A 20,357-nucleotide genomic window follows, 5' to 3' on the forward strand; every position below is an offset into this window, starting at 1 on the left:
GTATGCACACCGGTGATGGACAGTCCTGCACGCATCCGCCCCGCCCCGACCGCGACCCGTTCGGTGCCCCCACCGGCGGGGTCGATCGCCGACGGTTCCTCGCCGGCTTCGGCGTCCTCGCGGGCACCGCGGTGCTCGCGGCGTGCGGGGTCCCCGGGCCGGGCGGGACACCGTCGACCTCGGTACGGCCCTCGCGGCCCCTGACGGGCCCCGACCTGAGCGGCGCGGCGCCGGGCGTGCGGGTGCAGGACGACCTGTTCCGGCACGTCAACGGCGGGTGGGCCGACGGCTACACGATCCTGCCGGACAAGGCGTCCTTCGACACCTTCACCGACCTGTCGGACCGTGCGCTGGACCAGCTCAGGGCGATCATCGAGGGCATCAAGGATCCGCGTGCCCGCAGTGACGAGGCGAAGATCCGCGACGTGTACGACTCCTTCATGGACACCGCGCGGATCGACAGTGAGGGCGCGGACCCGATCAAGCCGGACCTCGAGGCGATCGACAGGGCGGTGGACAGGGCGGCGCTGCTCGACGTGATCGGCGAGCACCAGAAGCAGGGCGTGAGCGGTCTCGTCGGCTTCTACGTGGATACGGACCAGAAGGACTCGTCGAAGTACGTGCTGAGCCTCGTGCAGTCGGGCATCGGCCTGCCCGACGAGGCGTACTACCGCGACCCGAAGTACGCCGCGGTCCGCGACAAGTACCGTGTCTACCTCGAGAAGACGGCCTCGCTCGCCGGCCTCACCGACCCGCCGGGCGTCGCGGCCCGCGTGCTGGCCTTCGAGACCGCGGTCGCGAAGGGGCACTGGGACCGCGTCCGCTCGCGGGACGCGACCGCCACCTACAACCCGTACCCGTGGGCGGACCTGGCGAAGCTCGCGCCCGGCTACGACTGGGACCGCTGGCGCGACGCCGTGGGCATCAAGGCCGACTCCGCGAAGAACATCGTGGTCGCACAGCCGAGCTTCCTCACCGCGGTCGCGAAGCTGTGGGCGGACACCGATCTGAACACCCTCAAGGATCACGCGCGGATCCAGGTGATCCGCGCGTACGCGGCGTACCTGTCCGCGCCCTTCGTCACGGCGAACTTCGAGTTCTACTCGAAGACCCTGCGAGGCGTCGAACAGCAGCGTGAACGCTGGAAGCGCGGCGTGGGGGCCGTCGAGGGCGCCCTCGGTGACGCGCTGGGCAAGCAGTACGTCGCGAAGCACTTCCCCGCGGATGCCAAGCAGCAGGCGGAGCAACTGGTGAAGAACCTGCTCAGCGCCTACCGCGCCAGCTTCCAGGACCTCGCCTGGATGACGCCCACCACCCGGCGGGCCGCGACCGCCAAGCTCGAGAAGATCCGCACCAAGATCGGCTACCCCGACCACTGGCGCGACTACTCCGGCCTGAAGACCGACGGGAAGTCGATCGTCGCCAACGTCCGTGCCTCCGGTGAGTTCGAGAACGACTACCAGCTGGCCAAGCTCGGCAAGCCCGTGGACAAGGGCGAGTGGCTGATGACGCCGCAGACGGTGAACGCCTACTACAACCCGGGCATGAACGAGATCGTCTTCCCGGCGGCGATCCTGCAGGCGCCCTTCTTCTCACCCGATGCGCAGGCCGCGGTCAACTACGGCGGCATCGGCGCGGTGATCGGGCACGAGATCGGTCACGCCTTCGACGATCAGGGCGCGAAGTACGACGGTGACGGCAACCTCAAGGACTGGTGGGAGCCGGCCGACCGGGCGGAGTTCGACAAGCGGACCAAGGCCCTCATCGCGCAGTACGACGTGCTGGTCCCCGCGGGCCTGCCGCCGACGGACCGGGTGAACGGCGGCCTCACCGTGGGGGAGAACCTCGCGGACCTCGGCGGCCTGTCGATCGCCATCGCCGCGTACCGGATCGCCGTCGCGAACCGGGACGCCGGAACCGAGGGGGCCGCGCGGGCGAGCGGCGCACCGTCGGCGAGTGCCTCGCCGAGCGCGGCCGCGACCGCCGGACCGGATCTGACGCCGCTGTTCCTGAGCTGGGGCCGGATCTGGCGGAGCAAGATGCGGGAGGCGGCCATGATCCAGGCATTGGCCACGGATCCGCACGCGCCCAACCAGTTCCGGTCCAATCAGGTGGTCAGGAACGTGAGCGCCTTCGCGGACACCTTCGGGGTGAAGCCGGGCGACGGGGAGTGGCTCGACCCGAAGGATCGCGTCACGGTCTGGTGACGCCCGCCCCGCCGGGCCGTGCGGCCCGGCGGGAGCGGTGGTCGGTCTACAGGCCCATGTCCTTGGCGATGATGCTCTTCATCACCTCGGAGGTGCCGCCGTAGATGCGGCTGACGCGGTTGTCGGCGTAGAGGCGGGCGATGGGGTATTCGTTGATGTAGCCGTAGCCGCCGTGCAGCTGCAGGCAGCGGTCGATCACCTCGGACGCGGCTTCGGTGCAGAAGAGCTTGAGCGAGGCGGCGTCGGCGGCGGTGAGTTCGCCGGCGTCGTGCAGTTCGAGGCCGCGGTCGACGCTCGATTCCATGGCGTCGACCTTGGCCTTGCAGGCGGCGAGTTCGAACTTGGTGTTCTGGAACGAGGCGACGGATTTGCCGAAGACGGTGCGGTCCTGCGTGTACGCCTGGGCGAACCGCACGGCGGCCGCGGCCTGGGCGTAGGTGCCGACGGCGATCGAGAGGCGCTCCTGCGGCAGGTTCTGGCCGAGGTAGGAAAAGCCCTTGTTCTCCTCGCCGAGGAGGTCCTCGACGGGGACCTTGACGTCGGTGAAGGAGAGCTCGGCCGTGTCGGAGGTGCGCAGGCCGATCTTGTCGAGCTTGCGGCCGACGGCGTAGCCGTCGAGGGTGGTGTCGACGACGAACAGGGAGATGCCGTGGCGGCGGTCCTCGGGGGTCGACGGTGCGGTGCGCGCGCAGACGATGACGCGGTCGGCGTTGACGCCGCCGGTGATGAAGGTCTTGGCGCCGTTGAGGACGTAGTGGGTGCCGTCCTCCGAGAGTTTGGCGGTGGTCTTCATGCCGGCGAGGTCGGACCCGGTCCCGGGCTCGGTCATCGCGATGGCGAACATCAGCTCGCCCGCGGCCATGCCGGGCAGCCAACGCTGCTTCTGCTCCTCGGTGCCGAGGCTCGTCAGGTAGGGCAGGCACAGTGCGATGTGCACGCTGGAGCCGCCGAAGGAGACGCCCGCGCGGGCCAGTTCCTCGCTGATCACGGCCTGGTACTTGAAGGACTCGATGCCGGCGCCGCCGTACTCCTCGGGCACCTCGATGCCGAAGACGCCCAGCTCGCCGAGCTTGAGGTAGAAGTCCTTCGGCACGATGCCGTTGGCGTACCACTCGTCGTAGTGCGGGACGACCTCCGCCTCGATGAACGAGCGGAGAGTGTCGCGGAAGGCCTCGTGATCGGCGTTGTAGACGGTACGACGCATGATTTCTCCTCGGTTTCTATTTCTGGGTCTGGGACGGGGCCGCACCGACGGTGCGCAGGGCCAGGTCGGCGTAGAAGTCGCTGATCGTCTCGGGGGTGATCTCGCCGCCGTCGTGGTACCAGCGGCCGATGTCGATGCCGCTGGAGAGGACGGCGATCGTCGCCATCCGCGGATCGGGGGTGTCGAAGGAGCCGTCCGCGACGCCGGCGTCCACGATCGCCCGGATGCGCCGGGTGATCTCCCGGCGCAGCATGCCGATCTCGACGCGGTGCTCCTCGGTGAGGGCGTCGAGCTCGTAGTTCACCACGCGCACGCTGGTGTGCGCGCTGGCGTGGTGCTGGGCGAACGCGCCCATGGCGGCGGCGAGGCGCTCGGCGGGGGAGGCGGAGGGATCGTCGACCGCGTCGATCGAGTCGATGATCCGTTGGTGCCCGATCTTCGAGAGCTGATGCAGCAGTTGCTCTTTGGACTTGTAGTGCACGTACACGGCCGCCGGGCTCATGCCCGCGGCCGCGGCGATGTCCCGTGTCGTGGTGCCGTGGAAGCCGCGCTCGGCGAAGGCCGCCGCGGCGGCCGCCAACAGGCGCGCGCGGGTGGCGTCCGCGCGGGACGGTGCTTCGGGCTCGGTCATCGGCTTCCCCTCCGGCCGGCCACCGCGGCCGGTGACTCTAGTGTGAACGGAACCACAGGGCCCGGCCGATTGACGACCGGGTCTCAGTGGTGCAGAGTAGATGGTACACCGCTAAGCGAGCGCTTAGTTAGTTATGTTCACCTCGGAGGTCAATCCCATGCCCGAAGCCGTCATCGTCTCCACCGCCCGCTCGCCCATCGGGCGCGCAGCGAAGGGCTCGCTCAAGGACGTCCGACCGGATGACCTCTCGGTCCAGATGGTGCAGGCCGCGCTGGCCAAGGTGCCGGGCCTCGATCCCCGCGAGATCGACGACCTGGTGTTCGGCTGCGGCCAGCCCGCGGGCGAGTCGGGCTTCAACATCGCCCGCGTGATCGCCGTCCAGGCCGGCCTGGACCACCTGCCGGGCGTGACGGTCAACCGCTACTGCAGCTCGAGCCTGCAGACCACGCGGATGGCCTTCCATGCCATCAAGGCGGGGGAGGGTGAGGTCTTCGTCTCCGGCGGTGTCGAGACCGTGAGCCGCTACCTCAAGGGCAATGCGGACGGCCTGCCCGACACCAAGAACCCGCTCTTCGCCGACGCCGAGGCCCGCACCGCGACCTTCGCCGGTGGCGGCCAGACCTGGGTCGACCCGCGCGAGAACGGTCTCCTGCCCGACATCTACATCGCGATGGGCCAGACCGCGGAGAACGTCGCGCAGTTCAAGAACGTGAGCCGGCGGGATCAGGACGAGTGGGGCGTGCGCAGCCAGAACCGCGCCGAGGCGGCCATCGCCTCCGGGTTCTGGGCCAAGGACATCACCCCGGTCACGCTCGGCGACGGCACCGTCGTCTCCCAGGACGACGGTCCGCGCGCCGGCGTCACCTACGAGGGCATCGCCGACCTCAAGCCGGTCTTCCGGCCGGACGGCACCGTCACGGCCGGCAACTGCTGCCCGCTCAACGACGGTGCCGCCGCCGTGGTGATCATGTCCGACGAGAAGGCCAAGGCCCTCGGCCTGACGCCGCTCGCCCGCATCGTCTCCACCGGCGTGACGGGTCTGTCGCCCGAGATCATGGGCCTCGGGCCCGTCGAGGCGTCGAAGCAGGCCCTGCAGCGCGCGGGCCTGTCGATCGGCGACATCGATCTCATGGAGGTCAACGAGGCCTTCGCGGCGCAGGTCATCCCGTCGGTGCGCGACCTGGGCATCGACGAGGACAAGGTCAACGTCAACGGCGGTGCGATCGCCGTCGGTCACCCCTTCGGTATGACGGGTGCGCGCATCACCAGCACCCTGATCAACTCGCTGCAGTGGCACGACAAGCAGTTCGGCCTCGAGACCATGTGCGTCGGCGGCGGTCAGGGCATGGCGATGATCATCGAGCGGCTCAGCTGAGCCTGCCTCTGACGATGGTTTCCGGGCGGCCCGCACGTGTCCCACGTGCGGGCCGCTCCGTGGTTCGGGGGCCGCGCCGAGCCCGGATTCAGTAGTGTGACAAGAGTCACAGCGCTGCAGGCGCCGGAGCGGTCGTCACCGGGTGGGATGTGTCCTAGACTACAAAATAAGCGAGCGCTTAGTCAGTTTGAACGGAAGGTATGCACATGACCCGATTCGCCGGGAAGACCGCGATCGTCACGGGGGCCAGCCGGGGTATCGGCCTGGCCATCGCGCAGCGGCTGGTGGCCGACGGCGCGAAGGTCGTCATCACGGCGCGTAAGCAGGAGGCGCTCGACGCCGCGGTCGCCGAGCTGGGCGGTCCCGAGATCGCCGTCGCCGTCGCCGGTTCGGGTGACGACGAGGCGCACCAGGACCAGGTGATCGCCACCGCGATCGAGACCTTCGGCGGCGCCGACTTCTTCGTCAACAACACGGGCATCAACCCCGTCTACGGCCCGCTGATGGAGCTCGATCCCGCGGCCGCGCGCAAGATCTTCGAGGTCAACGTCCTCTCGACCCTGTCCTGGGTGCAGAAGGTCAACGCCGCGTGGCAGCGCGAGCACGGCGGCGCGATCGTCAACGTCGCCTCCGTCGCCGGCCTGCGGCCCGCGCCCGGCATCGCCTTCTACGGCGTGTCCAAGGCCGCGGTCATCCACCTCACGGAGGAGCTCGCGGTCGAGCTGGGCCCGAACATCCGCGTCAACGCGGTCGCGCCCGCCGTCGTCAAGACCCGGTTCGCCACCGCCCTCTACGAGGGTCGGGAGGAGCAGGTCTCCGCGGCGTACCCGCTCAAGCGGCTCGGTGTGCCCGAGGACATCGGCTCCGTGGTCGCCTTCCTGCTCTCCGACGACGCGGCCTGGCTGACCGGCCAGACGCTCACCGTCGACGGCGGCGTCCTGCTCACAGGCGGGGTGTAGCCCATGGCACCCTTCGATCCGAACGGCCGCGGCGTCGTCGTCACCGGCGCCGGGAACGGCATCGGCGCGGCCCTCGCCCGTGAGCTGGGCTCGCGCGGGGCGCGCGTCGTCGTCGCGGACATCGACGCCGACGGTGCCGCCCGCGTCGCCGCCGAGATCGTCGCCGCCGGCGGCACCGCCGTGGCCGCGCCCGGCGACGCCGCGTCCGAGGACGGCGTTGCGGCTCTGGTCGAGACGGCGCGCCGGGAGCTCGGCGCGATCGACGCCTGGTACGCCAACGCCGGCGTCGACCGGGGACGCGGTCTCGAGGCGCCCGAGGTGGACTGGGACGTCTCGCTGCAGGTCAACGTGATGGCGCACGTGCGGGCCGCGCGCCTGCTCGTGCCGGAGTGGGCCGAGCAGGGCGGCGGCAGGTTCGTGGTGACCGCGTCCGCGGCGGGCCTGCTCACGATGCTGGGCGCCCCGGCCTACTCGGTGACCAAGCACGCGGCGGTCGCCTTCGCCGAGTGGCTCTCGGTGACCTACCGCCACCGCGGTGTCGTGGTCCAGGCGATCTGCCCGCAGGGCGTGCGGACCGGGATGCTCGAGCGGTCCGGCGAGCTCGAGGAACTGCTGAGTCATGACACCGCTCTCACCCCCGAGCAGGTCGCGGTGCAGGCCGTCGACGCGCTCGCCGGCGACGACTTCCTGATCCTCCCGCACCCCGAGGTGGCGGGCTACTACACGACCCGTGCGACCGCCACCGACAAGTGGCTGCACGGCATGAACAAGCTCCAGCAGCGGCTGGAAGAGAAGGAGCGTACGCGATGAGGGCATGGCAGGTACCCGAGCTGGGCGAGCCGCGCGCGGTGCTGCGCGAGGCCGATCTCCCGGTCCCGGATCCCGCGCCCGGCCAGGTCGTCGTCCGCACGCTCGCGACGGCGGCGAACTTCCCCGACGTGCTGATGTGCCGCGGCCTCTACCAGGTCAAGCCCGACCTTCCGTTCACCCCCGGTGTCGAACTGTGCGGCGAGGTCGTCGCGGCCGGCGAGGGCGCCGAGCGGTTCGCGGTCGGTGACCGCGTGCTGGGCGGCGCCGCGCTGCCGGCCGGCGGGTTCGCCGAGTACGCCGTCCTGAACGCGGCGCAGACCTTCGCCGCACCGGCGTCGCTCGACGACGCGCAGGCGTCCTCGCTGTACATCGGATACCAGACCGGCTGGTTCGGGCTGCACCGGCGCGCACACCTGCGGGCGGGCGAGACCCTGCTCGTGCACGCCGCGGCCGGCGGCGTCGGCAGCGCGGCCATCCAGCTCGGCAGGGCCGCGGGCGCCAGGGTCATCGGCGTCGTGGGCGGCGAGGCCAAGGCGGAGGTCGCCCGCGCGCTGGGCGCCGACGTGGTGGTCGACCGGCACACCGAGGATTTCGTGGAGGTGGTCAAGGCGGAGACCGGCGGCCGCGGCGCCGACGTGATCTACGACCCGGTCGGTGGCGACACCTACAAGCGCTCCACCAAGTGCATCGCCTTCGAGGGCCGGATCCTCGTGGTCGGCTTCGCCGGCGGCACGATCCAGGAGGTGGCCCTGAACCACGCCCTGATCAAGAACTACTCGATCGTGGGCCTGCACTGGGGCCTGTACAACAGCTTCGACCCCGCCGCGGTGCAGCAGTGCCACGACGACCTCACCGCCCTCGCCGACCGGGGCCTGGTCAATCCGCTCGTGAGCGAGCGCCTCTCGTTCGACGAGGTGCCGGACGGCCTGCAGCGCCTCGCCGACGGCACTACCGTGGGCCGCGTGGTCTACCAGGCGGACCGGTGACGGCGGCACCGTCGGGCACCGCGGGGCGAGCGGTGGATGCCGTGCTGTTCGACTACGGCGGGGTCCTCACGGAACCGATGCGGCACAGCATCGAGGCGTGGATCGCCGACGAGGGCATCGACCCCGCGAGCTTCACCGCCACGCTCAAGGCCTGGCTCGGCCGCGACGCGGCGGCGGGCAGCCCCATCCACCGCCTCGAGACCGGTGAGCTGCCGGAGGCCGAGTTCGACGCGGAGTTCGCCGCGGCGCTGCGCACCGTCTCCGGTGCGCCGGTCGATCCCGACGGGGTGCTGCGCCGCATGTTCGCCCGGATCCAGGAGGACCCGGCGATGTGGGAGCTCGCCGAGGACCTGCGCGCCGCGGGCGTGCCCGTGGCCATCGTCTCCAACAGCTGGGGCGGTGGAAACCTCTATCCCCGTGAGCGACTCGCCGCGCTGTTCGCGCCGGTGATCATCTCGGAGGAGGTGGGGCTCCGCAAGCCGGATCCCGCCATCTTCACCCTGGCGCTCGACGCCCTGGGCGTCCCGCCGGAGCGCGCCGCGTTCATCGATGACGCGACGCCCAATATCGACGGTGCCGCCGCGCTCGGCATCCGCGCCGTCCATCACACCGATCCCGTCACCACCCGGGCGGCCCTGGCGGAGCTCGTCCCCGCCCTCGCCCGGAGCACGTCCCCACAGAAGGAGTTCTCATGACCCAGCGCATCGCCATCGTGACCGGAGCCGCCCGCGGCATCGGTGCCGAGGTGGCCGCCCGCCTCGCCGCCGACGGTCACGCCGTCGCCGTCCTCGACCTCGACGAGGCCGCCTGCCAGCAGGTCGCCGACCGGATCACCGCCGCCGGCGGCCGGGCGATCGGCGTGGGCGTGGACGTGGCCGACGAGGAGAAGGTGACCGCGGCCGTGACCCGCGTCGCCGAGGAGCTCGGCCCGCCCACCATCCTGGTCAACAACGCGGGCATCATCCGCGACAACCTGCTCTTCAAGATGACCGTCTCCGACTGGGATTCGGTGATGGGCGTGCACCTGCGCGGCGCCTTCCTGATGTCGCGCGAGGTGCAGAAGTACCAGACCAAGGAGGGCTGGGGCCGCATCGTCAACCTGTCGTCGACCTCCGCGCTCGGCAACCGCGGCCAGGCCAACTACTCGGCCGCCAAGGCCGGCATGCAGGGCTTCACCAAGACCCTCGCGCTCGAGCTGGGCCGGTTCGGCGTCACCGCCAACGCGATCGCCCCCGGTTTCATCGCCACGGACATGACCGCCGCCACCGCCGAGCGCATGGGCATCACGTTCGAGGACTTCAAGACCGCCGCGGCCAAGGAGATCCCGGTGCAGCGCGTCGGCGCACCCGCCGACATCGCACACGCGGCCAGCTTCTTCGCCAGCGAGGGTGCCGGATTCGTCTCCGGCCAGGTCATCTACGTCGCCGGCGGACCGAAGGACTAGGAGAAGATCATGCGGGTACTCAACGGACTCGAAGAACTGCGCGCCGCGGTCGGCGAGCACCTCGGCTACAGCGACTGGGTCGAGATCGACCAGCAGCGCATCGACCAGTTCGCCGAGGCGACGGGTGACCACCAGTGGATCCACGTCGACCCCGAGCGCGCCGCGGCCGGCCCGTTCGGCTCGACCATCGCGCACGGCTATCTCACCCTGTCGCTGATCCCGATGCTGGTGTGGCAGGTCTACACCGTCGAGGGCACGAAGATGGGGGTGAACTACGGCTGCAACAAGGTTCGTTTCCCGTCGCCCGTCCCCGTGGGCTCGCGGGTGCGCGCCGGCGTCGAGCTGATCTCGGTCGAGCCCGGCGGCGGCGGACAGCAGGTGGTGGCGAAGGTGACCATCGAGCGCGAGGGCGCGGATCGTCCGTCCTGCGTGGCCGAGACGGTCTCCGTGGTGGTCTTCTGATGACCGAGCAGCACCCGGGCCTCGACCTCGAGGTCCTCGGCGCCTGGCTCCCGCAACACGTGCAGGGCGCGGGTTCGGACCTGGAGGCCGTCCTCATCGCGGGCGGCAAGTCCAACCTCACCTACCGCATCTCCGACGGTGCCTCGTCCTGGATCCTGCGCCGCCCGCCCGTCGGGAAGCTGCTGGCGACGGCGCACGACATGAGCCGGGAGTACCGGATGATGTCGGCGCTCGGCGGCACCGCGGTGCCGGTGCCGGTGATGTACGCCTTCTGCGACGATCCCGAGGTCCTCGGCGCGCCGTTCTACGTCATGAGCGAGATCGACGGCGTGCCGTACCGCCGCGCGAGCGAGCTGGTGGCCCTCGGAGCGGACCGCACCCGGACGATCTCGGAGCGCCTCGTGGACACGCTGGTCGACCTGCACCACGTCGATCCGGCGAGCGTCGGCCTCGCGGACTACGGCCGGCCCGAGGGATTCCTCGGACGGCAGGTGCAGCGCTGGCGCAAGCAGTTCGCCGCGGCGCACACCCGCGACCTGCCCAAGGTCGACGAACTGTTCGCCGCCCTCGAAGCCAGGGTCCCCGCGGACGCCGCGCCCGGGATCGTGCACGGCGACTACCGGCTCGACAACGTGCTGGTCTCGCCGCAGGACGAGCCCGCCGCCGTCGTCGACTGGGAGCTCGCGACCATCGGCGACTCGCTCACCGACCTCGCGTTGATGCTGGTCTACGGCCGCCTCGCGAAGGTCTCGGCCGGCACCGTCAGCGACGTGAGCGAGGCCCCCGGGTTCCTCACCGAGCAGCAGATCATCGACCGCTACGCCGCCGGGTCGAGCCGCGACCTGGGCGACTTCGGCTTCTACCTCGCCCTCGCCTGCTTCAAGCTCGCCGGCATCGTCGAGGGCATCCACTACCGCTACGTCAACGGCCAGACCGTGGGCGCCGGCTTCGCCGACGCCGGCGCCGCCGTGGACCCGCTGCTCGACGCCGGCATCTCGGCACTCAAGGAGAACTGACATGGAATTCGCGTACGACGCCAGGACCACCGAGTTGATCGGGCAGGTCAACGACTTCATGGACAGCCACGTCTACCCGGCGGAGGAGACCTTCCACCGCCAGCTGGGCGAGCTGGACGACCGCTGGGCCTGGGACAGCGCCCCGGTGCTGCAGGAGCTCCGCGCCGAGGCGCGCAGCCGCGGCTTCTGGAACTTCTTCCTCCCGGGGGAGAACGGCGCGGGCCTGACCAACCTGCAGTACGCCCCGCTCGCCGAGATCACCGGCCGCAGCCTGCATCTCGCGCCCCCGGTGTTCAACTGCGCCGCCCCCGACACGGGGAACATGGAGGTGCTCAACGAGTTCGGCACCGCCGAGCAGAAGGAGCGGTGGCTCACGCCGCTGCTGAACGGCGAGATCCGCTCGGCCTTCGCGATGACCGAGCCCGACGTCGCCAGCTCCGACGCCACCAACATCGGCCTGTCGATCGTCCGGGACGGTGACGACTACGTCATCAACGGCCGCAAGTGGTGGATCACCGGCGCGATGAACCCGAACTGCAAGATCTTCATCGTCATGGGCAAGACCGCGCCCGATGCCGAGCGCCACCGCCAGCAGTCGCAGATCCTCGTCCCGCGCGACACCCCCGGCCTGGAGGTCCTCCGCGGCATGGAGGTCTTCGGCTACGACGATCACAGCCACGGCGGCCACGCCGAGCTGCGCTTCACCGATGTCCGCGTCCCCGCGAGCAATCTGATCGGCGGCGAGGGCGACGGCTTCGCCATCGCGCAGGCCCGTCTCGGGCCCGGCCGCATCCACCACTGCATGCGCTCGATCGGCGTCGCCGAGCGCGCGATCGAGATGATGTGCGAGCGGGTCTCGGGCCGTACCGCCTTCGGCAAGCCGCTCTCGGAGCAGGGCGTGATCCGGGACTGGATCGCCGAGTCCCGGGTGCGGATCGAGCAGCTGCGCCTGCTGGTCCTCAAGACGGCGTGGCTGATGGACACCGTGGGCAACCGCGGTGCGCACACCGAGATCCAGGCGATCAAGATCGCCACCCCGCAGACGGTGCAGTGGATCCTCGACAAGGCCATCCAGTCGCACGGCGCGGGCGGCCTCTCGCAGGACTTCTCGCTGGCCGAGGCCTACGCCGGCATCCGCACCCTGCGGTTCGCCGACGGTCCCGACGAGGTGCACAAGAACTCCCTGGCGCGGGCGGAGCTCAAGCGCGTCGCCGCGAAGAAGGCCCGATGACGACGGCCGACGAACTCGCTCAGCGCGTCGACGACTTCCTCGCGGCGCACCCGCCGGCGCAGACGGACCCGCTCGAGTTCCTGCGGGCGCGCTACGACGCGGGACTGGCCTGGGTCGCCTACCCGGAGGGTCGCGGCGGTCTGGGGCTGTCGCGGTCCCTGCAGCAGGCGGTCGACGCGCGGTTCGCCGCCGCGGGCGCCCCCGACAACCGCAGCCACGTCAACGGGATCGGGCTCGGGATGGCCGCCCCGACGATCCTGTCGTTCGGTACGGAGGAGCAGATCGACCGGTTCCTGCGCCCGCTGTGGACGGGCGAGGAGATCTGGTGCCAGCTGTTCAGCGAGCCGGGCGCGGGATCGGACCTCGCGGGTCTGGCGACCCGCGCGGTCCGCGACGGCGACGACTGGATCGTCACCGGGCAGAAGGTGTGGACCTCGGGCGCGCACAACGCGCAGTGGGCGATCCTCGTCGCCCGCACCGATCCCGACCTGCCGAAGCACAAGGGCCTGACGTACTTCCTGTGCGACATGTCCGATCCGGGCGTCGACGTGCGCCCCCTGCGCCAGATCACCGGCGAGGCCGAGTTCAACGAGGTCTTCCTCGAGGGCGTGCGGATCCCCGACGCCCACCGCCTGGGTGCGGTCGGACAGGGCTGGCAGGTCGCGAACGCCACGCTCAACAACGAGCGGGTCGCGATCGGCGGCCGCGCGGCGCAGCGCGAGGAGGGCATGATCGGCGTCGTCGCGAAGACCTGGCGGGAGCGGCCCGAGCTGCGCACGCCGGAACTGCACGACGATCTGCTGCGGCTGTGGGTTGACAGCGAGGTCGCGCGGGTCACTGCGCAACGGCTCGGCCAGAAGCTCGCCTCCGGCCAGCCGGGTCCCGAGGGCGCCGCGATGAAGCTGTCGTTCGCGCGACTGAACCAGAAGCTGTCCGGGCTCGAACTCGAACTGCTCGCCGAAGACGGCCTGCGGTACGGCGATTGGACGATGGTCCGCCCGGACCGGGTCGACTTCTACGGCCGCGACGCCGGCTACCGCTACCTGCGGGCGAAGGGCAATTCGATCGAGGGCGGCACCTCCGAGATCCTCAAGAACATCGTGGCGGAGCGCGTGCTGGGCCTGCCGCCGGAGCACCGGGTCGACAAGGACCTGCCGTGGAAGGACGTGCCGAAGTGAGTTTCACCCCCGCACTGCTGTTGACCGACGTCGAGGAGGACCTGCGGGCCGCCGTGCACGACCTGGTGGGGCGGCGCACGGCACCGTCGGACCTGATCGCCGCCTACGACGGCGTTCCCGCGCCCGGCATCGACGCCGAGCTCGCCGAGATGGGCGTCGCGGGCCTGCTGGTGCCGGAGGAGCACGGCGGTGCCGGTGCCGGCGCGGCCGTGGCGGGCGTCGTCGCCGAGGAGCTCGGGTACGCCTGCGCCGCCGGCGATTTCCTCACCTCCGCGGGCATCGCGGCCGCCACGGCGCTCGCCGCCGGCGCGCACGACCTCGCCGCGGCCCTCGCGTCCGGCGAGAAGTCCGCCGCGCTCGCGGTGCCCTTCTCGGTGGATCCGCACGGGCCCGTGCCCACCGTCCCCGTCGCCGACGGTGCCCTCACCGGCACCGTCCGGTCCGTGGCGGGCGCGATCGGGGCGGACGTGCTCCTCGTCCCGGCCTCCGACGGCGCCCTCTACGCCGTGGACGCCGGTGCGGCGCAGGTGGTTCCGGTGTCCTCGCTGGACATGACGCGGCAGGTCGCCGACGTGACCTTCGACGGCGCGGCGGGCACGGTCCTCACCACCGACGCCGCCGCCGCGCTCCGCGCGGGGCTGCTCACCGGTGCTGCGCTGCTCGCCGCGGAACAGGCGGGGGTGGCGCGCTGGTGCGTGTCCACGACCGTCGCGTACCTCAAGGATCGCAAGCAGTTCGGCCGGGTGGTGGGTGGCTTCCAGGCGCTCAAGCACCGTCTCGCCGAGTTGTACGCGGATGCGGAATCCGCTGCGGCGGCGGCCCGGTCGGCCACCGTCACGCTCGCGGAGCTCGGTCCCGAGGATCCGGAGAGCGTCATCGCGGTCGCCGTCGCGGCGGCCTACTGCTCGGACCTCGCGGTGCGGGCGGCCGAGGAGGCCGTGCAGCTGCACGGCGGCATCGGGATGACGTGGGAGGCGCCGGTGCACCTGTACCTCAAGCGCGCCAAGGCCGATCAGATCGGTCTCGGCGCCCCCGGGCGGCACCGCGCCGCGCTGGCGGGGCTGATCGACCTCCCCGCCTGACCCACCCTCTGACACCCGTCACCGTCGGAAGAAGGAATCATGAGTGCCGTCCACACCGTCACCGGAGACGTCGACGCCGCCGACATCGGCGTCACGCTGATGCACGAACACATCTTCGTGCTGACCCCGGACATCCAGCAGAACTATCCCGAGGACTTCGGTGACGAGGACGCACGGGCCGATGACGCCGTCGCCCAACTGCAGAAGGCGTACGACGCCGGCGTGCGCACCATCGTCGACCCGACGGTGGTCGGCCTCGGCCGCTACATCCCGCGCATCCAGCGGATCGCCGAGCGCACGCCGGTGAAGATCGTTGCGGCGACCGGCGTTTACACCTACCGGGACGTGCCCCGGTACTTCATGTACCGGGGCCCGGCGCTCACGGCGATGACGGGGATCGACTTCCCGGATCCCATGGCGGAGATGTTCATCCGCGACATCGAGGAGGGCATCGCCGACACCGGCGTGAAGGCGGGCATGCTCAAGTGCGCGATCGACGAGCACGGCCTGACCGAGGGCGTCGAACGGGTGATGCGTGCCGTCGCCAAGGCGCACAACGCCACCGGGGTGCCGATCACCGTGCACACGCACCCGGGTTCGCAGACGGGACTGCTGGTCAAGCGGGTGATGTGCGACGAGGAGGGCGTCGATCCCGCGCGGATCGTGCTGGGCCACAGCGGCGATTCGACCGACGTCGAGCACCTCTCGGCGCTCGCCGACGCCGGCTTCACCCTGGGCTTCGACCGGTTCGGCATCAACCTCGAGACCACCTTCGAGGCGCGGAACGAGACACTGATCGAGATGGTGCGCCGCGGCTACACCGAGAAGATCGTGCTGTCGCAGGACGCCTCCTGCTACATCGACTGGATCGACCCGAACGTCAAGGCGGGCATGCTGCAGTGGCACTACACCCATGTCTTCGAGGACGTCTTCCCGTACGTCCTCGAACGCGGGGTGACGCAGCAGCAGATCGACACGATGCTCGTCGACGTGCCGCGTCGCGTGCTGGCGGGGGAGTGATCACATGTCGTTCAACCTGGCGGTGATGCTCCGCGAGTCCGCGTCCGCGAACCCGGGCGCACCCATGCTGTTCGCCGGCGACACCGAGCTGAGCTACCGCGCCGTCGACGTCGAATCCGGCCGGCTCGCAGCCGGACTGCTCGCGGCCGGGCTCGGCGCGGGCGACAAGGTGGCGGTACAGCTGCCGAACCTGCCGCAGTTCGTGATCGCCTACTTCGGCATCCTCAAGGCGGGCATGACCATGGTCCCGCTCAACCCCCTGTTCACCGCCCGTGAGGTGGAGTACCACCTCACGGACAGCGATGCGCGCCTGCTCATCACGTCCACCTTCTCGCTCGACGGTGCCCGCGCCGGCGCCGCCGCGGCGGGAGTGACGGACGTCGTGGTCGTGGGCGAGGCACCGTCGGGGACGCGGGATTTCGGCACACTCCTCGGCGAGGACACGGGGGAGATCCACCCGACGAGCTCGGACGACACCGCGGTGCTGCTCTACACGTCCGGCACCACCGGGCGGCCGAAGGGCGCCGAACTCACGCACTTCGAGCTCTACATGAACTGCACCATCGCGCCGCAGCTGTTCGGGATGCACGACGACGACGTGGCGCTCGGCGCGCTGCCGCTGTTCCACGTCTTCGGCCTGTCCAGCGTGCTCAACGCCGCGGTCCGGTACGGCGGCTCGGTCGCGCTGGTGCCGCGGTTCGAGGCGGAGGCGGTCGTCGACGTGATCGCGCGCCGCCGCGTCACCGTGCTCTCGGGCGTGCCGACGATGTACGTGGCGCTGCTCGGCGTGGACCTCGCGGGCCGCGACGTCTCCAGCCTGCGGGCCGCCGTCTCGGGCGGTGCGTCGATCCCCGGCGGCGTGATCCGCGCCTTCGAGGAGAAGTTCCCGGGGCTGGCGATCCTCGAGGGCTACGGCCTCTCGGAGACCGCCTCGACCGCCACCTTCAACATCAGCGCCGAGCAGCGCAAGGTCCTCTCCATCGGCAAGCCCATCTGGGGCGTGCAGATGCGGGCCGTCGGTACCGACGGTGCCGAGCTCCCGCCCGGTGAGGACAACATCGGCGAGATCGTGGTGCGCGGGCACAACGTGATGAAGGGCTACTACAAGCGGCCGGAGGCCACCGCCGAGGCGGTGCGCAACGGCTGGCTGCATACGGGCGACCTGGGGTACCGCGACGAGGACGGCTACTTCTTCATCGTCGACCGGCTCAAGGACCTCATCGTGCGCGGCGGCTACAACGTCTATCCGCGCGAGGTGGAGGAGGTGCTCTACGCGCATCCGGACGTCGTCGAGGCGGCCGTGGTCGGCCGTCCGGACGACCGGCTGGGCGAGGAGGTCGTGGCGCACGTGGTGCTGCGTCCCGGCTCGACCCTCGACGAGGAGGGGCTCGCCGCGCACGCGAAGGAGCACCTCGCCGCGTACAAGTACCCGCGGGCCTACTACCTGCGGCCCGAGCTCCCCAAGGGCGCGACCGGCAAGATCCTCAAGCGGGAGCTGCGCGCCGAATAGGCCTGCGCCCGACCCACGACGGAGCCCCGCCGACCGCGGCGGGGCTCCGTCGTCGCGCCGGGCGAGGGGCGTCTCAGCCGGTGACCCGCTCGACGAAGGCGATGAGCTCGGCCGCCACGTCGTCGCGGGTCTCGGGCTCGTTGTGCACCTCGTGGCGCACCCCGGGGTAGACCCGGGTGCGGACGTCGGGGTGTCCGGACGCGACGAGGGCGTTCGCCACGTGGTAGGCGCCCTCGCCGTAGTTGGTGACGGGGTCCTGGTCGCCCGCGAGGACCAGGACCGGTGTCTCCGGCCGGAGCGCCGCGTAGAAGGCCTCGCCGTTCGCGGCGTCGTACAGCTCGATGAAGCCGCGGAGGAAGCGCGTCGACAGCGGCGCGCCGAAGTTGTTGAACGGGTCGACCGCGTGATCCCGGACGACGTCCGCGTCCCGGGCGACCCAGTCCGTCGGCCCCGCACCCGCGCCGAAGCGAGAGACGAAGCCGGCGAAGAGTTCCCCCACGTAGTGCTCGGGCGCCGGGCCGTCCTGGTCCGGCTCGGCCGCGAGCGCCGCGCGGTCCACACCGCCGTCGAGCCCGGCGATCTGCGCGGCGATCCCGCACAGCACCAATCCGGCGATGCCGTCCGGCGCCGCGGTGGCGAGTCCGCGGGCGATCATCGACCCCATCGAGTGCCCGAAGACGACGTAGGGCAGGTCCGGGTGCAGCTCCTGGACCTTCGCCCGGAGCGCTGCGGAGTCGGCGACGAGGACGTGGGCCGCGTCCTCGCCCGCGTCGCCCCAGACGCCGGAGGCCATCGCGGTCGCGCCGTGTCCGGCGTGGTCCTCCGCGGCCACGACGAAGCCGGCGTCGAGGAGCGCGGCCACCAGTCGTAGGTAGCGGCGGGAGTGTTCGCCGAGGCCGTGGATCACCTGGACGATCGCGCGGGGCTCGCGGACCGGCGTGTGGATCCAGGCGTGGACGGTGTCGCGGCCGTTGGCGGACGGGAAGTCGGGTTCGAGGAGTGCCATGTGCTCTTTGTACGGGATCGGTGCCGTCACCGGCGCAGAACCGGTCCGACGATCCGGAAATACACCCTCATCTGCGTAAGCGAACGCTTAGGAGTTCTCGCTCGGGAGTTGACATGAACGTCAACGTCAAGCATTCTATGTGTTCAGAGTCACAACCATCACGGAAGGCGATCCATGACACAGACCAGCGAGCCCGGTGCTGCGGCACCGGTGAAGAAGTCGCACGGCAAACTGCTCACCGCGGGGCTGATCAGCAGCTCGATCGAGTGGTACGACTTCTTCGTCTACGGCACCGCCGCGGCCCTGGTGTTCGACAAGGTCTTCTTCCCGGGCCTGTCATCGCTGATGGGCACGCTGATGGCCTTCGCCACGTTCTCGGTGGGCTTCGTCGCCCGCCCGCTGGGCGGCATCCTCGCGGGGCACTTCGGTGACAAGATCGGCCGCAAGCCGATGCTCATCTGGTGCCTGACCGCGATGGGCCTGGCCACCTTCCTCATCGGCTGCCTGCCGACGGCCGACGCCATCGGCTCGCTCGCGCCCATCCTCCTGGTCTCGCTGCGGTTCGTGCAGGGTCTCGCGTGCGGCGGCCAGTGGGGCGGCGTGGTGCTGCTGCTGACCGAGTCCGCCGGCCCCAAGAAGCGCGGCTTCGCCGGCACCTTCGGCCAGATGGGCGTCCCCCTCGGCCTGGTCCTCGGCAACGTCATGATGATCCTGATGAACTCCCTTCTCGACCCCGCCGCCTTCCTCAGCTGGGGCTGGCGCGTGCCGTTCTGGGCCAGCGCGATCCTGGTGCCGGTCGTGATGTACATCCACAACAAGATCGAGGACTCGCCGGAGTTCCTGGCGCTGCAGAAGGAGGTCGCGGCCAAGAACGCGGGCAAGCAGGCCGTCGCGGCCGCGCCGCTGTCGGAGGCGATCCGCAAGCACTGGGGCAAGATCCTGCTCGGTGCCGGCCTGCTGGCCGGAACCAACTCCGCCTTCTACGTCTCGATCGCCGGGTTCGTCAGCTACGGCAGCAAGAAGCCCTCGGCGGGCGGCCTCGGCATGAGCAGCAACTCGATCCTGATGTGCGTGATGGCCACGTCCGTGGTGATGCCGCTGGTGATCATGGCCGCCGGCGCCGTCTCCGACCGGGTCGGCCGCCGTCCGCTGATCCTCGTCGGCGCCGCCGTGCTCATCGCCTGGGCGTTCCCGTTCTTCTGGCTCGCCGAGACCACCAACGTGGGGCTGCTGCTGGTCGCGATGTTCGTCTCGAGCTTCGGGCAGGCGCTCACCTACGGCCCGCTGGCGGCCTTCATGGCGGAGCTGTTCGAGCCGCGGATCCGCTACTCGGGCGCCTCGCTGGCCTACCAGCTGGCCGCAGTCGGCGTCTCGGGTGTGGCGCCGCTGATCATGACGGCGATCATCGCGGAGACGCAGTCGAGCACGTTCGTCTCCGTCTACCTCGCGGCCATGGGCCTGATCACGCTGCTGAGCGCGTACTTCCTGAAGGAGACGAACGGCAAGGCGGTGCGCGAGGATCCGAACGCGGTCCCCGGAGTGGCGGCCACGGCGTGAGCCGGTGCCGGCGTCCTTGAAGCGTGGAACGAAGCCGAGCACACTCGTGAGCGTGACGGTCAGTCAATCGCAGGAGCGGGCCCGCGCGCACCGCAAGGACGCCGGCGCCGCCCGCCGGGAGGAACTCCTCCGGGCGGCGGCCGAGTGCTTCGACGACCTCGGCTACGCAGCCACCACGGTCGAGATCATCGCGGCCCGCGCGCAGACCTCGCGGCCCACCTTCTACGCCTACTTCCGGTCGAAGGACGAGATCCTCCTGGCCGTGGTGGACCGGGTCGCCACGGAGCTCGAGGCCACGCAGTCGCTCGACGGGATCGACACCACCGACCCGCGGGAGGTGATCGCCGCGACGATGCGGGCGTACGCCGACGGGGTGTTCGCGAACGGCGGCCTCGTCGCCCTCTTCGATGCGATGGCCCCGATCCGTGAGGACGTGGGGGAGATCTGGGACCGGCTGATGCGGCGCACGCACCGGCGGTACACCGCGTACCTGTCGGCGCTCGATCCCGGCACCGTCGACCTGTGCCTCGCCCCGGCGGACCTGGTCCGCATCCTCAACGACACCATCCACCACGGCGCCAAGCGCGTGGCCCGCGGCAGCGCGGCCGAGCGCGAGCGCTTCATCGCGGACCAGATCCGCGTTGCAGAGAGATTGATCGGCATCTGACGTGCCGGTCGG

General features: G+C 70.7%; 19 protein-coding genes. 16 read left to right on the forward strand and 3 right to left on the reverse strand.

Annotated elements, in window-relative coordinates; all coding sequences use genetic code 11:
- Positions 1-2 precede the first annotated feature (2 nt).
- Positions 3-2,207, forward strand: a complete 2,205-nt coding sequence (locus AC21LY_RS18215; RefSeq protein ID WP_489047971.1) for a M13 family metallopeptidase — start codon at positions 3-5, stop codon at positions 2,205-2,207.
- Positions 2,208-2,253: 46 nt separating this feature from the next.
- On the opposite strand, the gene AC21LY_RS18220 is transcribed toward AC21LY_RS18215, so the two are convergent.
- Together AC21LY_RS18220 and AC21LY_RS18225 are read right to left on the reverse strand one after the other, a co-directional pair.
- Positions 2,254-3,411 carry an acyl-CoA dehydrogenase family protein gene (locus tag AC21LY_RS18220; protein WP_489047972.1) on the reverse strand — a complete coding sequence of 386 codons (1,158 nt, stop codon included), beginning with the start codon at positions 3,409-3,411 and terminating at the stop codon, positions 2,254-2,256.
- Between the two features lie 16 nt (positions 3,412-3,427).
- Complete coding sequence (locus AC21LY_RS18225; RefSeq protein WP_489047973.1) at positions 3,428-4,042, reverse strand: TetR/AcrR family transcriptional regulator; 615 nt, start codon at positions 4,040-4,042, stop codon at positions 3,428-3,430.
- Positions 4,043-4,199: 157 nt separating this feature from the next.
- On the opposite strand from AC21LY_RS18225, the gene AC21LY_RS18230 reads away from it, so the two are divergent.
- The 13 genes from AC21LY_RS18230 to AC21LY_RS18290 all read left to right on the forward strand — a co-directional run bounded on the left by AC21LY_RS18230 (position 4,200) and on the right by AC21LY_RS18290 (position 17,115).
- Positions 4,200-5,417, forward strand: coding sequence for an acetyl-CoA C-acetyltransferase (locus tag AC21LY_RS18230; protein ID WP_489047974.1), 1,218 nt, complete (start codon positions 4,200-4,202; stop codon positions 5,415-5,417).
- A gap of 206 nt (positions 5,418-5,623) precedes the next feature.
- Positions 5,624-6,376, forward strand: a complete 753-nt coding sequence (locus AC21LY_RS18235; protein ID WP_489047975.1) for an SDR family oxidoreductase — start codon at positions 5,624-5,626, stop codon at positions 6,374-6,376.
- 3 nt (positions 6,377-6,379) lie between these two features.
- Positions 6,380-7,186, forward strand: a complete 807-nt coding sequence (locus AC21LY_RS18240) for an SDR family NAD(P)-dependent oxidoreductase (protein ID WP_489047976.1) — start codon at positions 6,380-6,382, stop codon at positions 7,184-7,186.
- Complete coding sequence (locus tag AC21LY_RS18245; RefSeq protein WP_489047977.1) at positions 7,183-8,172, forward strand: NADPH:quinone oxidoreductase family protein; 990 nt, start codon at positions 7,183-7,185, stop codon at positions 8,170-8,172. The genes AC21LY_RS18240 and AC21LY_RS18245 overlap by 4 nt, the downstream gene beginning before the upstream one ends.
- Positions 8,169-8,867, forward strand: a complete 699-nt coding sequence (locus AC21LY_RS18250) for an HAD family hydrolase (protein ID WP_489047978.1) — start codon at positions 8,169-8,171, stop codon at positions 8,865-8,867. Before AC21LY_RS18245 ends, AC21LY_RS18250 begins: the two co-directional genes overlap by 4 nt.
- The gene (gene fabG / locus AC21LY_RS18255; RefSeq protein WP_489047979.1) at positions 8,864-9,616 is read left to right on the forward strand and encodes a 3-oxoacyl-ACP reductase FabG; all 753 of its coding nucleotides are present in this window, start codon (positions 8,864-8,866) and stop codon (positions 9,614-9,616) included. Before AC21LY_RS18250 ends, fabG begins: the two co-directional genes overlap by 4 nt.
- A 9-nt stretch (positions 9,617-9,625) precedes the next feature.
- The gene (locus AC21LY_RS18260) at positions 9,626-10,078 is read left to right on the forward strand and encodes a MaoC family dehydratase (RefSeq protein WP_489047980.1); all 453 of its coding nucleotides are present in this window, start codon (positions 9,626-9,628) and stop codon (positions 10,076-10,078) included.
- Entirely contained in the window at positions 10,078-11,094 is a 1,017-nt protein-coding gene (locus tag AC21LY_RS18265; RefSeq protein WP_489047981.1) for a phosphotransferase family protein, read from the forward strand. The genes AC21LY_RS18260 and AC21LY_RS18265 overlap by 1 nt, the downstream gene beginning before the upstream one ends.
- A gap of 1 nt (position 11,095) precedes the next feature.
- Positions 11,096-12,325, forward strand: a complete 1,230-nt coding sequence (locus tag AC21LY_RS18270) for an acyl-CoA dehydrogenase family protein (RefSeq protein ID WP_489047982.1) — start codon at positions 11,096-11,098, stop codon at positions 12,323-12,325.
- On the forward strand, positions 12,322-13,503 hold the full coding sequence (locus AC21LY_RS18275) for an acyl-CoA dehydrogenase family protein (RefSeq protein ID WP_489047983.1): 1,182 nt from the start codon (positions 12,322-12,324) through the stop codon (positions 13,501-13,503). The genes AC21LY_RS18270 and AC21LY_RS18275 overlap by 4 nt, the downstream gene beginning before the upstream one ends.
- Positions 13,500-14,585 carry an acyl-CoA dehydrogenase family protein gene (locus AC21LY_RS18280; RefSeq protein ID WP_489047984.1) on the forward strand — a complete coding sequence of 362 codons (1,086 nt, stop codon included), beginning with the start codon at positions 13,500-13,502 and terminating at the stop codon, positions 14,583-14,585. The genes AC21LY_RS18275 and AC21LY_RS18280 overlap by 4 nt, the downstream gene beginning before the upstream one ends.
- A 39-nt stretch (positions 14,586-14,624) precedes the next feature.
- Positions 14,625-15,605 (forward strand): phosphotriesterase family protein, encoded by a 981-nt coding sequence (locus AC21LY_RS18285; RefSeq protein WP_489047985.1) that lies wholly within the window; start codon positions 14,625-14,627, stop codon positions 15,603-15,605.
- 4 nt (positions 15,606-15,609) lie between these two features.
- Entirely contained in the window at positions 15,610-17,115 is a 1,506-nt protein-coding gene (locus AC21LY_RS18290) for a long-chain-fatty-acid--CoA ligase (RefSeq protein ID WP_489047986.1), read from the forward strand.
- Positions 17,116-17,188: 73 nt separating this feature from the next.
- Here the strand turns inward: AC21LY_RS18290 and AC21LY_RS18295 are convergent, their stop codons facing one another.
- Entirely contained in the window at positions 17,189-18,121 is a 933-nt protein-coding gene (locus tag AC21LY_RS18295; RefSeq protein ID WP_489047987.1) for an alpha/beta fold hydrolase, read from the reverse strand.
- A 174-nt stretch (positions 18,122-18,295) separates the two neighbouring features.
- Here AC21LY_RS18295 and AC21LY_RS18300 point away from each other — a divergent pair, with 174 nt between their 5' ends.
- Both AC21LY_RS18300 and AC21LY_RS18305 read left to right on the forward strand, forming a co-directional pair.
- Entirely contained in the window at positions 18,296-19,678 is a 1,383-nt protein-coding gene (locus AC21LY_RS18300) for an MFS transporter (protein ID WP_489047988.1), read from the forward strand.
- A gap of 52 nt (positions 19,679-19,730) precedes the next feature.
- Positions 19,731-20,345 (forward strand): TetR/AcrR family transcriptional regulator, encoded by a 615-nt coding sequence (locus tag AC21LY_RS18305; RefSeq protein WP_489047989.1) that lies wholly within the window; start codon positions 19,731-19,733, stop codon positions 20,343-20,345.
- The last annotated feature ends 12 nt before the right edge of the window (positions 20,346-20,357 follow it).

The organism is Tsukamurella sp. II2bb, assembly GCF_057815145.1.

Coding starts and splice junctions, on each gene's coding strand:
- AC21LY_RS18220 (WP_489047972.1), bottom strand. CDS start 3,411: ATGCGTCGTACCGTCTACAACGCCGATCACGAGGCCTTCCGCGACACT.
- AC21LY_RS18235 (WP_489047975.1), top strand. CDS start 5,624: ATGACCCGATTCGCCGGGAAGACCGCGATCGTCACGGGGGCCAGCCGG.
- AC21LY_RS18285 (WP_489047985.1), top strand. CDS start 14,625: ATGAGTGCCGTCCACACCGTCACCGGAGACGTCGACGCCGCCGACATC.
- AC21LY_RS18240 (WP_489047976.1), top strand. CDS start 6,380: ATGGCACCCTTCGATCCGAACGGCCGCGGCGTCGTCGTCACCGGCGCC.
- AC21LY_RS18225 (WP_489047973.1), bottom strand. CDS start 4,042: ATGACCGAGCCCGAAGCACCGTCCCGCGCGGACGCCACCCGCGCGCGC.
- AC21LY_RS18295 (WP_489047987.1), bottom strand. CDS start 18,121: ATGGCACTCCTCGAACCCGACTTCCCGTCCGCCAACGGCCGCGACACC.
- AC21LY_RS18230 (WP_489047974.1), top strand. CDS start 4,200: ATGCCCGAAGCCGTCATCGTCTCCACCGCCCGCTCGCCCATCGGGCGC.
- AC21LY_RS18300 (WP_489047988.1), top strand. CDS start 18,296: ATGACACAGACCAGCGAGCCCGGTGCTGCGGCACCGGTGAAGAAGTCG.
- AC21LY_RS18215 (WP_489047971.1), top strand. CDS start 3: ATGCACACCGGTGATGGACAGTCCTGCACGCATCCGCCCCGCCCCGAC.
- AC21LY_RS18260 (WP_489047980.1), top strand. CDS start 9,626: ATGCGGGTACTCAACGGACTCGAAGAACTGCGCGCCGCGGTCGGCGAG.
- AC21LY_RS18265 (WP_489047981.1), top strand. CDS start 10,078: ATGACCGAGCAGCACCCGGGCCTCGACCTCGAGGTCCTCGGCGCCTGG.
- AC21LY_RS18275 (WP_489047983.1), top strand. CDS start 12,322: ATGACGACGGCCGACGAACTCGCTCAGCGCGTCGACGACTTCCTCGCG.
- AC21LY_RS18290 (WP_489047986.1), top strand. CDS start 15,610: ATGTCGTTCAACCTGGCGGTGATGCTCCGCGAGTCCGCGTCCGCGAAC.
- fabG (WP_489047979.1), top strand. CDS start 8,864: ATGACCCAGCGCATCGCCATCGTGACCGGAGCCGCCCGCGGCATCGGT.
- AC21LY_RS18270 (WP_489047982.1), top strand. CDS start 11,096: ATGGAATTCGCGTACGACGCCAGGACCACCGAGTTGATCGGGCAGGTC.
- AC21LY_RS18245 (WP_489047977.1), top strand. CDS start 7,183: ATGAGGGCATGGCAGGTACCCGAGCTGGGCGAGCCGCGCGCGGTGCTG.